The sequence below is a fragment of the Streptomyces sp. NPDC017202 genome (genome assembly GCF_044331705.1).
GTDB lineage: Bacteria > Actinomycetota > Actinomycetes > Streptomycetales > Streptomycetaceae > Streptomyces.
This window is the reverse complement of the sequence record NZ_JBIRNP010000012.1, coordinates 155060-169441: the sequence shown is the minus strand read 5'-3', so window position 1 is coordinate 169441 and position 14382 is coordinate 155060. Positions and strand designations below refer to the sequence as shown.

General features: G+C 70.8%; 14 protein-coding genes. 11 read left to right on the top strand and 3 right to left on the bottom strand.

Annotation, left to right across the window (positions count from 1 at the left end; translation table 11 throughout):
- Nucleotides 1–99 precede the first annotated feature (99 nt).
- Both ACH4N1_RS23565 and ACH4N1_RS23560 read right to left on the bottom strand, forming a co-directional pair.
- Entirely contained in the window at nt 100–585 is a 486-nt protein-coding gene (locus ACH4N1_RS23565; protein ID WP_398099811.1) for an SAM-dependent methyltransferase, read from the bottom strand.
- A gap of 75 nt (nt 586–660) precedes the next feature.
- A complete protein-coding gene (locus tag ACH4N1_RS23560; RefSeq protein ID WP_398099809.1) occupies nt 661–2046 on the bottom strand; it encodes a Tat pathway signal protein in 1386 nt (461 codons plus the stop codon).
- Between the two features lie 290 nt (nt 2047–2336).
- On the opposite strand from ACH4N1_RS23560, the gene ACH4N1_RS23555 reads away from it, so the two are divergent.
- From ACH4N1_RS23555 to ACH4N1_RS23505, 11 genes are all read left to right on the top strand, one after another.
- The gene (locus ACH4N1_RS23555; protein WP_398099807.1) at nt 2337–2729 is read left to right on the top strand and encodes a DUF6415 family natural product biosynthesis protein; all 393 of its coding nucleotides are present in this window, start codon (nt 2337–2339) and stop codon (nt 2727–2729) included.
- Between the two features lie 221 nt (nt 2730–2950).
- Nucleotides 2951–4861, top strand: a complete 1911-nt coding sequence (locus ACH4N1_RS23550) for a glycoside hydrolase family 15 protein (RefSeq protein ID WP_398099805.1) — start codon at nt 2951–2953, stop codon at nt 4859–4861.
- An 11-nt stretch (nt 4862–4872) separates the two neighbouring features.
- Nucleotides 4873–6417, top strand: coding sequence for an ATP-binding protein (locus tag ACH4N1_RS23545; RefSeq protein WP_398099803.1), 1545 nt, complete (start codon nt 4873–4875; stop codon nt 6415–6417).
- Between the two features lie 73 nt (nt 6418–6490).
- Nucleotides 6491–7003, top strand: coding sequence for a roadblock/LC7 domain-containing protein (locus tag ACH4N1_RS23540; protein WP_398099802.1), 513 nt, complete (start codon nt 6491–6493; stop codon nt 7001–7003).
- Nucleotides 7000–7413, top strand: a complete 414-nt coding sequence (locus tag ACH4N1_RS23535; RefSeq protein WP_398099800.1) for a DUF742 domain-containing protein — start codon at nt 7000–7002, stop codon at nt 7411–7413. Before ACH4N1_RS23540 ends, ACH4N1_RS23535 begins: the two co-directional genes overlap by 4 nt.
- A gap of 55 nt (nt 7414–7468) precedes the next feature.
- Entirely contained in the window at nt 7469–8053 is a 585-nt protein-coding gene (locus tag ACH4N1_RS23530; RefSeq protein WP_363087870.1) for an ATP/GTP-binding protein, read from the top strand.
- A complete protein-coding gene (locus ACH4N1_RS23525; RefSeq protein WP_398099798.1) occupies nt 8053–8685 on the top strand; it encodes a GAF domain-containing protein in 633 nt (210 codons plus the stop codon). The genes ACH4N1_RS23530 and ACH4N1_RS23525 overlap by 1 nt, the downstream gene beginning before the upstream one ends.
- A 54-nt stretch (nt 8686–8739) precedes the next feature.
- A complete protein-coding gene (locus ACH4N1_RS23520; protein WP_398099796.1) occupies nt 8740–9993 on the top strand; it encodes an acyl-CoA dehydrogenase family protein in 1254 nt (417 codons plus the stop codon).
- Between the two features lie 128 nt (nt 9994–10121).
- On the top strand, nt 10122–10604 hold the full coding sequence (locus ACH4N1_RS23515; protein ID WP_398099794.1) for a LuxR C-terminal-related transcriptional regulator: 483 nt from the start codon (nt 10122–10124) through the stop codon (nt 10602–10604).
- Nucleotides 10605–10678: 74 nt separating this feature from the next.
- Nucleotides 10679–11251: a hypothetical protein gene (locus tag ACH4N1_RS23510; RefSeq protein ID WP_398099850.1), complete on the top strand. Its 573-nt coding sequence runs from the start codon at nt 10679–10681 to the stop codon at nt 11249–11251.
- A 584-nt stretch (nt 11252–11835) separates the two neighbouring features.
- A complete protein-coding gene (locus ACH4N1_RS23505) occupies nt 11836–13164 on the top strand; it encodes a transcriptional regulator (RefSeq protein ID WP_398099792.1) in 1329 nt (442 codons plus the stop codon).
- 78 nt (nt 13165–13242) lie between these two features.
- Here ACH4N1_RS23505 and ACH4N1_RS23500 read toward each other — a convergent pair whose 3' ends face one another.
- Nucleotides 13243–14346, bottom strand: coding sequence for a class I SAM-dependent methyltransferase (locus tag ACH4N1_RS23500; RefSeq protein WP_398099790.1), 1104 nt, complete (start codon nt 14344–14346; stop codon nt 13243–13245).
- Nucleotides 14347–14382 lie beyond the last annotated feature (36 nt).

Below are 14382 nucleotides of genomic sequence, written 5' to 3'. Positions count from 1 at the left end.
CGGACCTGCCAACTTCCTGTGACACCGGGAGTCTTCATGCCGTGCGTACTCGACGAGCCGAGTGGCCGCCTGAAGGGTGCCCCGCTGCTCTCCACACGCCTACGGGCGCTCGCTGGCGTCGCTCCAGTAGGTCGGGGCGAGCATCTCACCGGGCCAGGCCGGCTGGCGGATCGGGCCTCGCGGGCCCATCTGCTGGAAGTACGGGGCGAGGTCCAGAACGGGGGTGCCGTCGACCGCGTCGAGTTCGGTGACGTGAAGGTCTCGGCCGTCGACGTCGAGCAGGCGCGGGAAGCTGATCGCGAGCTGGTTGGGGCGGCGGTGGTTGCGGTGCACGAAGGTACCGGTCGCCGGCCATCGGGCGTCGCCGCGCGGGCTGCGGGCGTGCAACTGCACGTCTTCGGGGCGCGCCCGGTGAAAGCGCCAAACCACGGTGAGGTGCGAAAACTCCTCGATGCCCTGGAGGGTCTCCAGCGGGTACTCGTCGTTGAGCCGGATGATCGAGCGGACGCCGCCCTGGTAGTCGTCCAGGACCTGGGTATGACCTCCGACGACCGTGGCGATCGAGCTGACCTCGTAGCTGGGCACCGTTCTTCCCTCTCCATCCCTCTGACTACCGGCACGGCCGGACGCCTCGCAGCAGGACGCCGACGTGATCGGGTGTCAGCTTATGGCTCGCAGCATCTCCCGGGCGCGGCGGTCGAGCTCCGCGATGTGACGGCCGCCGCGGCCGCGCACGGGAGACAGGTCACTCCGCATGCGGACGATGACGTCCCGGGCCCGTCCGGACTGCACTCCGGTCATGGCGTCCAGAGCACGGCTCCAGGTCGCGCACGCCTCGTCGACGTGGCCCTGTTGCACCTGTACGGCACCGAGGTAGCCGAGGGTCACGCTGTGGGTGCGGGCGTACTGGCGGCGGCGGGTGGCGACGCTGCGCTTGAAGTGGATCTCCGCGTCGAGCGGCTGGCCCAGATCGCGCAGGGCACAGGCTGTCTCGTGGGCAAGGGAGGCTTCCTGGAAGAAGCCCACGCGGCCCGGCGCCTCGTTGTTGTCGGCTCGAGCGAGGTCCCGTTCCGCGCGGCTGATGGCCGCGAGGGTTGCGGGGCGGTCACCGTCGGCCGCCAGGGCTCGTGCGTGGACGATCGCGAGCAGGGCTTTCTCCCGGGGGCTCGCCTGACCGTAGCGGTCGCGGGACATGGAGGCGTCAGTCAGAGCGAGTGCCCTACGCGGATGTCCGAGGTCCACGGCTTGGTGGGCAAGGGCGCGCAGGATGTGGCCGCCGAGCGGTCCGTCGCTGGCTTCGGCCGCGATGCGGGTGGCGAGGGTGAGGTAGCGCTGGGCGGTGCGGTGTTCGGAGGCGTCGAAGGCCATCCAGCCGGCGAGGTAGGTCATCTCCGCCACAGCCGAGTACGTGTCGCGGCGGAGCTGTTCCGTGCGAAACCCGCTGCCGAGCAGGGGCACCGCTTCGTCGCGAAGGTGGCCGGCCAGGGCCGAGCGACCGGAGGCTCCGCCGCGCTGCTGGTCGCGCGCGGAGTAGAAAGTCGTCAAGCCCCGGACATCATCGATGTCGGCCTGGGTCACCGGCCGAGGGGAGACCGCCGGCCGCTTCGCCGCCGCGGCGGGGGCGACTGCCCACCACGAGGCGGTGGGCAAAGCGAGGCCGGCGGCCGAGTACGCGGCGGTCGCCAGCAGCTTACGTCGGTGCATATCGAGGTCGTCGCTTCCCAGCTCGGCCAGCATGGTCAGAGGGTCGACGCTCCAGTCGGAACCGCTGTCGGTTTGGCTTGTGGCTTCACCTTCCAGCCCGAGGTCGGCCAGGGTGAGATGGCGGCCGAGTCTACGGGACAGCGTCTCACGCAGGATATGAGGTGCCTGACCGCTCGGTTGTGTGCCCTGCACCCACATGGCGATGTGCGAGCGGGAGATTGCTTCCAGCTCACGCACCCCGCTCTCCGCGGCCACCCGGGCGACCGCTGCGGCTGCTTGTGGCTGGGACCAGCCAGCTTCGCGCAGAAGTGCGGCGAGGGCTTCGTTTCGCGCACGGGCCATGGGCTGCCCCTCGGTTCCGAAATGATCTTTGACGCCTTTGACGGCCCCGGGAGTCGCGCAGGCATACCCCTCGGTGGCGATTCACGGTTCGCTCAACGTAGCGATCAGATCACTCACTTTGCACGGCACCGACGCCGTCGCACCGCAGACCTCAGTCAACTTGGCTTGATCCGAACAGGAGTTGTGTCATGCGCCTTTCGCTGGCTCCACGGCAGGCGGACGGTCAACGCGCCGCGCCCAGCAGGAAGGTTCGCGTCGCTGACGAGCCGGTCCGGCGACGCGATCAAACGGTGGCCACGGCGGAGACGGTGGCGCTCGTGCTGGACGAGGAATCACCGCTGCCGGAGACCGCTGCCGACGTGGAAGACCTCGCGAGGCGTCTGCGGGGTCACATCCACCGACTCGGCGTCATGGTGCCGAAGGAGACACCGGTGCTGCGCCACGCCCAGCAGCTCGGCTCGGCGGGAGTCCCCGACGGCTATGTGCCCAGCAGGGTGTACCTGGTCCAACTCGCCAAGGCGACCCAGGAACTCACCGCGACAGTGGAGACCTGCGGCAGCGACCGCGCGAAGCAGCAGGGGGAACGGCGTCGGTGGACGCCTCGAATCAACGTCCTGCGTGGCGCGGTCTTCGCCCTCGCACTCGCCTGCCTCGTCCTGGCTGCCTCCGTACCGCGGGCATGACCGTCACCGGAGCGGTTCTGATCGCCCTGATCCTCGGTCCCACAGCGTGGCTGGTTCTCCGCGGTGACCGCGCCATCAGTCCCCGCAAGTCGGCGAGGAAACCTCACCGGCGCAGATCGAGTCGCCGCCGCGACGGTGCCCCGCCTCACCGACAGTTCACCGGCCGCCCCTGACGGCCTTGAAGCCCACCCCGTTCGCGGGGCTCAACGGAGATCTACACGATGAAACGCCTTCCGCGTATCGAGCAGTACGGCCTGATCGGCGACACGCAGACCAGCGCCCACGTCTGCGACGACGGTTCGATCGACTGGCTGTGCCTGCCCCGCTTCGACTCGCCAGCCGTCTTCGCCGACCTGCTTGGCACACAGGAACACGGCACCTGGCAGATCGCCCCGGCCTCGTCCGCAGGCCGGTCCGGCTCCGGGAAAGTGGCTGAGCGCCGGTACCGCGGTGACTCGCTCGTTCTCGAATCGCTGTGGTGTACCCCGACTGGTTCGGTCCGGGTCCTGGATTTCATGCCGCCACGCGACGGGGCACCGCAGGTGATCCGGATCATCGAGGGACTGGCCGGCGAGATGGAGATGGTCTCTGCCATGCGTCCGCGTCCGGGATACGGCAGCGTCAGCCCGTGGATCCACGAGGTCGGCGGACGCATGGTCGCGGAGGCCGGCGCGGACGCTCTATGGCTCGACACCTGCGTCCCGCAGGTCGAGAAGGACGGCGTCGTCGTCAGCGCCTTCACCGTCACCGCCGGACAGAGTATGGCGTTCGTACTCAGCTGGTGCCCGTCCCACGCAGCCGCACCGGACGTTCCCAACTCGGAGACCGCGCTCGCCGAGACGCTCACCTTCTGGCAGGACTGGGTACAGGAGTGCGCCTACGACGGGCCCTACCGCGAGGCCGTGGTCCGGTCCTTGATTGCGCTGAAGGCGATGACATATGGGCCGAGCGGCGGGATCGTCGCGGCACCGACCACGTCGCTGCCCGAGGAGATCGGCGGCGACCGGAACTGGGACTACCGCTTCACCTGGCTGCGTGACGCCTCCACCACCTTGGCCGCGCTGCTGGGGACCGGGTACCGGCAGGAGGCGCAGGCGTGGCGGCGATGGCTGCTGCGGGCCGTGGCCGGGGATCCGGAGAACCTGCAGATCATGTACGGGATCACCGGGGAGCGTGATCTGCGGGAGCGGGAGCTTCCCTGGCTTCCTGGGTACGAGGGTTCGGCCCCAGTGCGGGTCGGCAATGAGGCTGCGGACCAGCTCCAGCTGGACGTGTACGGCGAGGTGATCGAGACCCTCTACCTCGCGCACCAGAGCGGTGTCGCCCACTGCGCCGACACTGCGGTCCTGCACCGGCGGCTCATCGAACATCTGGCGCAGCGCTGGCAGGAGCCCGACGAAGGGATCTGGGAGATTCGCGGGGCACGCCGGCACTTCGTCCACTCCAAGGTGATGGCCTGGGTGGCGGTCGACCGCACCATCCGCCTGGCCGAGGCCGGCGCGCTCGACGTGGACTCGGCCCCTCTGGTCGAGCTGCGGGCGGCGATCCACCGCGAGGTCTGCGCCAAGGGCTTCGATCCGGTGCGCAACACGTTCACCCAGTCCTACGGCTCGCAAGAATTGGACGCCGCGACGCTGCTGATCCCCCGGGTCGGTTTCCTGCCGCCCAGCGACCCGCGCGTCGTCGGCACCGTGGACGCGGTACGCCGTGAGCTTTCCACCCCTGACGGGCTCGTGCGCCGGTACCCCACCCTCGGCGACCGCACCGGGGTGGACGGCCTCAAGGGCGATGAGGGCGCCTTCCTCCTCTGCTCCTTCTGGCTCGTCGACGGCCTGGCCCTGACCGGCCGCATCGACGAGGCCCGTGCCCTGTTCGAGGGCCTCTTGGAACTGCGCAACGACCTCGGACTCCTGGCGGAGGAGTACGACCCCGTCCAGCGGCGCCAGCTCGGGAACTTCCCGCAGGCGTTCAGCCACATGGGGCTGATCGAGAGCGCCCGGCTCCTTCAGGTCCTGACGGCGGGACCTGCCCACCGCCACGGCCCGGTCTCGGTGCCAGCGCCGCGCTCGGCCGCCTCCAGCACGCGCACGACCAGCCCCGACCTGACGCCGCAGCACGCCACCCACGCCTGACGAGGATCCTCATGCCTGACAGCGCCTTCCCGGCACGGCCGGCCGCTACCGACCACCGCCGACGGCGGCCTCCGGTCGACGCGATCACGCTGCACCGTGCCCGCCGCGCCGTGGCCGTGCCCCTGGTACTCCTTGGCACATTGCTGGTAGCCGCCTTCGCCCTCCGGTCGGTCTCCGCGGTGGGCTCCGGCTGGCTCCTGACCGGTCTGGTCTGTGGACTGGGTGGGGTCGCAGCCATCGCGGCTCGCCAGGCACGCACCTTCGCCCAAGCCGTGCAGACGGCAGCAGAGGAAGCCCAGGCGGCAGCGCAGACGGCCGTGGAGGGGGCCCGGGCAGCGGCGCTGGCGACCGTGGCGGAGGCGGCGGCGGCCGTCGAGAAGTCGGTGCAGTGGTCGGCGGACGAGCTGTGCCGCGGTGGGCGCCCCACGCTGCAGGACCCACAGACGCCGCCACCGGCCGGCGCGAACGACGGCATCAACAACGCGCTGGGTGCACTGCAGGTGCAGGCCATCGCCTCCCTGATACGCGTCCACGACGAGTCCCAATCCGTCGTCCTGCTGGAAGTGCTGCGCCGCCTGGCCATGCGCGAGCACGCCCTGGTCGGCAAGGCACTCCAGGCGCTGAGTCGGCTGGAGATGCTGACCGACGACCCGGAGCTGCTGGCCAAGATCTTCGAGATCGATCACCTCGTGACGCGGATGCGGCGTCAGGTGGAGAGCACGGCGGTGCTGGGCGGGCAGTCCCTGCGCAGCACACGTCAGCCCGTGCCCGTCACCACCACGCTGCGCGGGGCGGTCTCCGAGGTCGTGCAGTATCCGCGCGTGGCCGTCGCCGCCGGGTCGGTAGGCGCCGAGCTCGGCCTCCCCGGCCATGTGGGTCCGGACCTCACTCACCTGCTGGCAGAGCTGATCGAGAACGCCTGTGAGAGCTCCGACCCGGCGACGAAGGTGATGGTGCGTGCACAGCAGGTCGCGAACGGACTGGCGGTCGAGGTCGAGGACCGGGCCATGCCCATGCACCCGCAGACGCGGGCACAGATGAACCACCTCCTGAAGGCGCCGAGCGAAGTCGACGTGAGCGGCCAGGTGCGTGCCGGGCAGCTCGGGCTGCTGGTCGCGGCGAAGATCGCCGAATCGCACGGTTTCTCCGTCGTGCTGCAGGAGAACGCAACCGGAGGCACCACCGCCCTCGTCGTCATCCCCGGGCGACTCCTCGTCGCGATTCCCCCCGTCGAGGACGCCGGCATGCCCGCGGGGCAGCCTCGATCCGCCCTTCCGCCGGTGCGGCAGACCACCGCAGCCCCGGCAGCCCCTTCTCCAGGCCATGCCACCCGCCCCGGTCCCCCTGGCACGCCAAGCCCCGCTGCGGCAGGTCATTCGGGGGGCGCGCCCGCCCTACCAACCCGCACCCGTCAGGCCGGCGCGTTCCGACCACCCCGCGAGCAAGCGCCCGTGGCCGCGCCGACGCCGGGGCTGGCCGCCGCCTTCCGTTCCGGCATCCAGGCCGGCGGCACCACCCCCTCTCCCCCTGCTCCGGACGAGCACCCCAACCCCTGAACCATTCACGGCCCCCATTCCTGCAGGCCCACTCCCACGCGTCGGGCCCTTCCCCCCTTCTGGAGCGATCCCTATGAGCACCCACCACGAGACCGGCACCGTGACCGGCGTGTCCGCGCCCGAGAACAGCCCGAGCGGCCAGCGGGACAACATGGCCTGGCTGCTGCGTCAGTTCGCCGGCGACACCCCGGGCGTCACGCACGCCGTCCTGCTGTCACGGGACGGGCTGCGTCTGCTGGACAGCGACGTGGACAAGGACTGGGCGGACGAGCTGTCGGCTGCCATCAGCGGCGTCGCCTCTCTCGCCTCGAACATCACCGGCCCCAGCCACAAGAAGCGGCCGGCCCGGCAGATCATCATCGAGCGGGACGACTGCCTCTACTTCGTCCAGAGCGCCGGGTGCAGCGCCGCCTTCGACAACCGCCCCGGCAACGAGCGCGGTGAGGTGGAGACGATCCTCCTCGTCGTCGCCACCACGGACGCTGACGCAGGCTCCGTGGGCTTCGAGATGGGCCGCCTCGTGGCGAAGTTCGCCCCCTACATGAAGATCCCCGTCCGGGTCGGCACGAGCGGCGACGTCCGGTGACCGGGCACGGCCGCGCGGCCGAGGAATCGACGTTCGTGCGGACCTACACCCTGACGCGTGGGCGCACCAAGCCGAGGCATCTGCTCGGTCTGGACACGGTGCTGGAAGCGGGGTCGGGCCGGGCCGGCCCGGCACAGGCCGAGGAGTGCGCGGAGATCCTCGCACTGTGCCGGGCACACCGACGGTCGGTGACCGAACTGGCGGGCCGCCTCGGCCGGCCGGTCACCGTCGTCAAGATCCTCGTCTCCGACCTGCTGGACGCCGACGCCCTGGTCGTCCCCGTCACCGCCCCCTATGCCGCATCCGGCTCGGACTCGGATGCGGGCCCCTCCACCCAGCTGCTGGCGGCCGTTTCCGCCGGCCTGAAGAGGAAGTTCCCCAATGCCACCCGCTACCCCCAGGCCGGATGACTCCCGCGTGCTCCTGCATCCTTCACCGCGCCCGCCCGCCGGCACCGCGCCGATCGTGCTGAAAATCCTGATCGCCGGGGGCTTCGGCGCGGGCAAGACCACCGCCGTGGGCGCCGTCAGCGAGATCACGCCGCTGAGCACCGAGGAGTACCTGACCGAGGCCGGCGCGGACGTGGACAGCCTGGCCGGCCTGGAGGCCAAGCGGACCACCACGGTCGCCTTCGACTTCGGCCGCCTGAGCCTGCCCGACGCGCCCATGCCCCTGGAGCTCTTCCTGTTCGGCACGCCGGGCCAGGACCGATTCGTCGACCTCTGGTACGACCTGGCCCGCGGCGCCGTCGGGGCGGTCGTCCTGGTCGACACCCGCCGTCTGGAGAGCAGCTTCACCCCCGTCAGCTTCTTCGAGGACATCGGCCTGCCCTTCGTCGTCGCCGTCAACCACTTCGACGGCGCACACCGCTACCACCCCGAGCAGGTCCGCACCGCCCTCGAACTCCCCGCATCCGTACCGGTGGTCGCCTGCGACGCCCGCGACCGCAACCACGTCGCCGGCGTCCTGCTCACCCTCGTCGGCCACGCCGAGACCCGCACCTCCGCCGGGCGCGGTTACTCCGCACCCACCACCCTCCAGGAAGCCTGATGTCTCAGCACCCCTACCGCACGCCGCAGGCTGCACCGCCCGCGCAGTCTCTTCCGCGACGCGACATGCGGGAGGCCGCACGCGGCCCCTTCACCCCGCCGGACACCGCCCTCCCCAGCCAGTCGGCCCAGCAGGCGCCGGAGCTGGCGCAGCGCTACGAACTGCTGCACCGCCTGGGCGTTCCCACCACGGCCGACGAGGACTTCGACGATCTGGCCCGGGACATGGCCACACAGGCCGGGTTCCTCTACGGGTTCGTCAACCTCTTCCTGGAGCAGCAGACCTTCGTCGGGCTGCACCAGCCTCCGGCGGACAGCGGGTTCGTGATCGTCGGGCGCACCATGAGCCGCGACCACGGCTGGTGCCCGGAAGTCATGGCGCGCCGGAAGGCCCTGCCGCTGCACGACGTGCACGCCAGCCCGCGCTTCAGCGGCAACGCGGTGGTCGACGCCGTCGGGATCCGGTCCTACTTCGGCGCCCCGCTCATCCACGCCAGCGGCACCGTACTGGGCACGGTGTGCGTCATCGACCCCGAGAAGCGGCCCCTGGCCGAAGCCCGCCGTCTGCGGGACATCGTCATCAACGCCAGTGCGCAGGTGATGGACCACATCGCCCGCGCCCCCGCCCGCTAAGCCGTTCCCCCCACCCGCTCCGCGTTGCGACCTTCACCCAGGGAGAGGGAGACCATGTCCGCCGCACCCACCGCACCGCCACCTTCGCTGCGTCCCTACCTCACCGCCCGCCACGACCTGCTGTGGCAGGATGCGGACGCCTTCGCGACCGAACACATCGCGCCGCGCGCTGCACGGATGGAGGCCGCCCCGGGCAAAGTGGAGCGCAAGGCCGCCGACCTGATGGCCGCGCGGGGCTGGTTCGCCGTCACCGTCCCGGCCGCCTTCGGCGGGCTGGACGCCGGCCACGTGGCCAGGACCATCCTGATCCACCGCATCGCGCGGGTCTCGGCGGCTGCCGCGGCCATACTGCAGGCGACCCTGATCCCCGTCGGCGCCCTTCTCCACTTCGCCACCTACGAGCAGAAGGGCCGCTGGCTGCCCCGGGTCGCGGACGGTTCCCTGCTGCTGTCGATCGCCGTGACGGAACCGCTCGCTGGCGGACACATCGGCGGCATGGCGACCACCGCCGAACGCGCCGGCCACGAGTGGGTGATCACAGGCAGCAAGATCCACATCGGCAACAGCCACCTCGCCGGCGCCCACCTCGTCGTCGCCCGCACCGCAGGGCCCGGCGTGAGCACCTCCCAGGCGCTGACCGCGTTCATGGTCGAAGCCGACCGCCCCGGCCTGTTTATCCCCGGCCACCAGGCCGCTCTCGGCCTGCACGGCTTCTCCGCCGGCCGCCTCGACCTCGACCACGTTCGCGTTCCCGAGGACGCCGTGGTGGGCGAAGTCGGCCAGGGCCTGGCCGTGGCCCAGAGCAGCAGCATCCTGTACGGCCGTTCCAACCTGGCCGCCGTCAGCCTCGGCATCCACGAGGCCGTCGTGAACACCACCACCACGCGGCTCAAGGCCCGCCCCCGCTACCGGGGCGCCCTGTCCGACCTGCCCGTTCTTCGGGACCGCATCGGCGCCATGGAGGCCCGCCTTCGTGCCGGCCGGATACTCGCCTACCAGGCGGTGCACCTTCTCGACCAGGGCCTGCCCTGCGACGCCGACCTGATCAACTCCAAGTACCTCGGCCACCAGTGGGCCGCGCAGTCCGCCCAGGACGCCATGGAACTGCACGGCGCGCACGCCCTCGACGGCGAGTACGTCCTCCAGCGCTTCTGGCGCGACATCCAGCACACCTACCCACCGGCCGGCACCGGCGAAGTACAGCGAATACGCCTGGCGGACGCCGCCTTCGACGAGGACCACATTCAGTGGTCCGAACGCCTGGCAGCCGAGGCCGCTTGGGCCCGCCCTGGCCCGACCGCCGCCTAGACCCCCGTGCGCGGCACCCCGTGAATCCGCACCGCCGCGCACGGGTCCGTGCCGCCGGCCCCCGTCCCCCGCGGGGACCGGCGGCACCTCCCCCGGTGACCGTCCACCCCAGCCGAGAAAGAGACATCGTGACCCCGTCCAAAACGACTAGCGCACCCATCACTCCGCTGACGCCGACCCTGCTGCGCGTCGCCCAGCACCTGGCAGGCGGCCTTGCGCCGAAGGAGATCGGCGCACAGACCGGGCTGTCGGCCGAAACCGTCCGCCAGTACATGCGCGACATCCGCGAGAGCCTTCACTGCCCGCCGCGCTGCAAGCCCCCGGTGATGGTGCACCGCCTGTTCGCCACCCAGCAGGTGGCCGTTCCCGCGCCCGACCGGCCGGCGCCGCAGTTCAGTCCCGAGGACCTGCTGCTGCTGCGAGCCGTCGCCGAGCACAGCGACCCCCGCGACGTCGCCCTCGTCGCCAAGCTCGCCCCCGCCGACCTGCGCGCCGCGCTCGACCAGCTACTCGTCGACACGAGCGCCAAGGACACCACCCAGCTGGTCATCCTGGCGCACGGATGGAACCTGCTGACGGCCGAGCCGACGCGCGTGGGAGCGGGCCAGTGAACCGGCACCCGGCCTCCACGACCCACCAGGGCCGGCCAACTGCGGCACCCTTCACCACGCCGCCCTTGGCCGCCGTGTACGAGATGCGCACGTTACGCACGGACGCCGAGCGCGAGGAGGCCGCCGCCCTTGTCCAGGACCGCCAGCGCCAGCTCGCCATGCGCGGTCTCCCGGTGCCCGCTCAAGCCGACGTCCCGGCCCACTTCCGAAACCCGCAGACGAAGCCGGCCGGGCTGTTCGAGGACGGGAAGCTGCTGGCCTGCCTGATCCCCCAGCGCGACCCCGGCCTCGGCTGGGGCGAAGGCCCTTGCCTCTTCCTCGGCTGTGTCCACACCCTGCCCGACCAACCCGACGACATCATGCGGTTGATCACCCTGTGGGCCTCAGACTTCGCCGCCCGGCAGGGCCTGCCCGCCGTCCGCGCCGAGGCCCTGGCTCGCCACCCCCTGGATGCCGACCCCATCGCCGCCCTACTGCGTCGGCTCACCGACAGGGGCTGGGTCATCCGGGGTTCCGGGACAGGACGAGAGGGTGAGCGAGTCGCCCGCCTCGAACTCGCCGCCGAGCAAAGGGCCGGGCTGAGCACCCTTATCGCCTGCCGCGTCCACGCGCCGGAGACGGCCCCGGACGATCGGGGCAGCGCATGACCACCGCCGGACCCCAGCGCTGCGACCTCGCCCGCAAACTGATCGCCGGCGCGACCCAGTCCGCCGCGCACTCGGTCAAACGCGTCAGCAACCAGCTTGACGCCGTCCGTGTGCGCCAGGGCCGTAACGCCGAGCACACCCAGACCTTCCGCGGCTGCTCTCGTTCTCGACACGACCGGCGTCGCGTCGAGCCCGCTGTGGTGCACCGCCCGTCTCGCAGTGCTCGTCTGCGAACTCCTTGACCGAAGCCCCGCCTGATTGCGCGACCGAGGTCCGGCAGGCCGTGACGGCCAGCCTCGAACGCACTCCCATCAGTCCTGCCAGCCGCCATCCCACCAAGGAGATGACATCTTGTCCCATATCGGACGATCCTGGCACGAGGGCCCGCTCGGGTCGGCGCTTCGCGACCTCGGCGGCAGCCTCACTGTGATCCTGATGGGCGTTCTGATCATCCCGTTCGTCTTGGCGGCCAAGGCGAACCCCAGAGGTCTCCCATTTACCCCGGCCACCTCATTGCGGGAGCCCACGTCCACAACCGCGCTTCTGCTTGGGAGGGTGTCGTCCTCGTTGCCAACTTCGCCTCGATGGACGGCACGATGACGAGACCGAGACCAGCGAAGGCTGAGCGCAACGAGGTCTTATTCAAACACCTGGAGACCTTGGAGTGGTCCATCAGCGGCTTCGCCCGCCGGATCGCCGCGCGCTGCGAGGCTACCCACCTGCCGTACACGGTGGTCACGAGTACCGTCTCGCGGTGGTGCAAGGGGGCGACCCCCAGCGACGACCTCGCGGCCGCCGCGTGTCATGTGCTGTCTAAGGCGCTTAACCGGGTGGTGACGCCGGAGAGCTTGGGCTGGCCGTCGGACACCGGCTTGGTCGCTGCGCAGTCGCTGGAGTACCTGGATGTGCCGCACGCCGTACGGATGCTCTCGAAGTTGTGGGCCTTGGACGCGATGCGGCGGCGGAGCGTCGTCAAGAGCGCGTTCTCTCCGAGCGTGTTCGGTCCCGCCTCGAGGGAGGCGCTCGTCATGCCGGCCGACTCTGTGCTCGGTGGGCTCGGGCAGCACAAGGTGAGCGCGGCGGACATCGACCTTCTCGACGAGCAGACGCAGCTGTACGGCAAGCTCGACTCTCAGCACGGTGGAGGCAAGTTCCGCTCCGTGTTCGCGTCGATGATGGACACGCACGCCACGCCGATGCTGAACGGGGGCTTCTCCGCGCGGACCGGGCGTCGGCTGTACGGCAGCGTGGTGGATGCCGTCCTCGCGATGGCGTCGATGGCCTACGACGACCAGCTTCCCGGTCTCGCCCAGCGCTATGACCTTCAGGCGATGCGGCTGGCCCAGGCGATCGGCGACCGCGCCCGCATCACCCGGGTCCACATTCACCAGGCCCGGCTGGCGGCAACGCAGGGAGGGCAGGCCGACGTGCTCGCGCACGCGCGCAGTGCTGTGCTGGCGGCCAAAGGCTCGCCTCCTCTGGTCAGGGCCTACGCCTGCGTGACCGAAGCCCGGGCATGGGCCCTGAATGGCCAGGCGGATCAGGTCGTGGCGGCGGTGAGGCGGGCCCGCGAGTTCTTCGTCCGCGCGCAGAGGAACTCCGGTCCGACCTGGTTGGAGTGGTTCGACCTGCGTGAGCTGGAAGGACAGGCGGCGTGGGCGTTCGCCGTCGCTGGCCTGGCCGAACAGGGCGCTCAGGCGCTGAAGGAGGCGTCGGCCCTTCCTTCGAACCGCACGCGCGACACAGTGGAACTACTGATCACTGAAGCCGAGCTGGCGCGACTGCGCGGTGCCTCGGCGGAGCACACGGCGGCCGCGAAGCGTGCCTCCCAGGCGTCACAGCACCTGATGAGCCGACGGCTCTCCGAGCGCCTGGACCACCTGAACGCGGGCGAGTCGCTACGGGACTTCTGACCATCCCAACCGCCGTCGCGTCCCAGGCAGCCTGCGGAGGAGTCCGCGATGGGCCTGGGGCGCCCGGCCCGGTACCGGTCAGCCCGTGGGAAAGAGATGCCAGTAGATCGCGTGGGACCGGAAGGCACCGCCGTGGTGCGGGGAGACGAGAGAGCCGCGGTGCTGTTGCCCGTCGGCTGTGTGTAGGACGGCCCGGAGCTGATAGTCCGGGTGCACCCGGTCGTCGCTTAGGTTGGCCGCGAAGGTGAGCTCCAGGACGTTTCCTGGCTCGACCGGCCAGGGGCGGTCGAAGAGTGGCAGGTAGATGGTGGCCCAGTTCGTCTGCATGCGCAGCGCGTCGAGCGGCTCTTCGTCCGGCAGGCACCAGAGGTTGAGCCAGGTGAGCACGCCGTCTACGAGGCCCGGCCGCGTGATGACCAAGCGCGTGGTCGTGCTCTGCTGTGTCTGAAGGTCACCGTTGAAGTCGAGCACCTCGGCGGGAGCGCCCTCGGAGAGCAGCGCGTCGACGGGCGGGTTCTCGACCCGGAGCCGCACGTCGAAGAGGCCGCCGTGCCAGTCGAAGATGCTGCGCAGGTACGGAAGCGCGGCCTCGGCGAACGCGACGGGCTGGTCGGGGAGCAGGTCGGACAGGCGGACCGCGGCGGCCAGGGTGACCGCGCGGTGGGGTACGGCAATGCCGCCAGGTTCCATGAGACGGATGCGGGCGTCAGCCAGGACGGCGGCCGCGCCTTCGGCGCCGGCGAGCGAACCGATGATTTCGGCGACGCAGACATCGGCGCGGGGGGCGAAACGGAGACTGGTCGACTCGCCGAGCAGCAGCGTGATCCGGTCCGGGAAGGCGAGGGTCGACAGGTTGGCGGCAGCCTTGTGGAAGGCGTCCTCGATGACCTCGATGGCTACGGCATGCCGAGCTCCGGCCTGCACGCCTTCGCGTGCCCAGAGCAGGTCCTGTCCCGTCCCGATGTCCAGGATCCGCCGGTCCCGCGCCAGGCGGGCCAGGGCCGCGCGGAAGCGACGGTTGCGCTCGTCGTCGGTGGTCATGGTCGTGTAGAGGAACGGGTCGTAGATCGGGTACTCTCCCACGCTCGGCCACAGGGCGGGGCGGCCCTCCCACTCGCTCCCGGGATCGACGCGGACGCTCAGGGTGTGTCCGGGGGTCTCGATGTGCTGGATGTCGCGCATGGTCCGCCTATCGCAGCGGGGTACAGCGACGCGCCC

Excerpts from the sequence above, each read along its gene's own strand:
- ACH4N1_RS23560 (WP_398099809.1), bottom strand. The coding sequence starts at position 2,046 with ATGGCCCGTGCGCGAAACGAAGCCCTCGCCGCACTTCTGCGCGAAGCT.
- ACH4N1_RS23550 (WP_398099805.1), top strand. The coding sequence starts at position 2,951 with ATGAAACGCCTTCCGCGTATCGAGCAGTACGGCCTGATCGGCGACACG.
- ACH4N1_RS23545 (WP_398099803.1), top strand. The coding sequence starts at position 4,873 with ATGCCTGACAGCGCCTTCCCGGCACGGCCGGCCGCTACCGACCACCGC.
- ACH4N1_RS23540 (WP_398099802.1), top strand. The coding sequence starts at position 6,491 with ATGAGCACCCACCACGAGACCGGCACCGTGACCGGCGTGTCCGCGCCC.
- ACH4N1_RS23525 (WP_398099798.1), top strand. The coding sequence starts at position 8,053 with ATGTCTCAGCACCCCTACCGCACGCCGCAGGCTGCACCGCCCGCGCAG.
- ACH4N1_RS23520 (WP_398099796.1), top strand. The coding sequence starts at position 8,740 with ATGTCCGCCGCACCCACCGCACCGCCACCTTCGCTGCGTCCCTACCTC.
- ACH4N1_RS23505 (WP_398099792.1), top strand. The coding sequence starts at position 11,836 with ATGGACGGCACGATGACGAGACCGAGACCAGCGAAGGCTGAGCGCAAC.
- ACH4N1_RS23500 (WP_398099790.1), bottom strand. The coding sequence starts at position 14,346 with ATGCGCGACATCCAGCACATCGAGACCCCCGGACACACCCTGAGCGTC.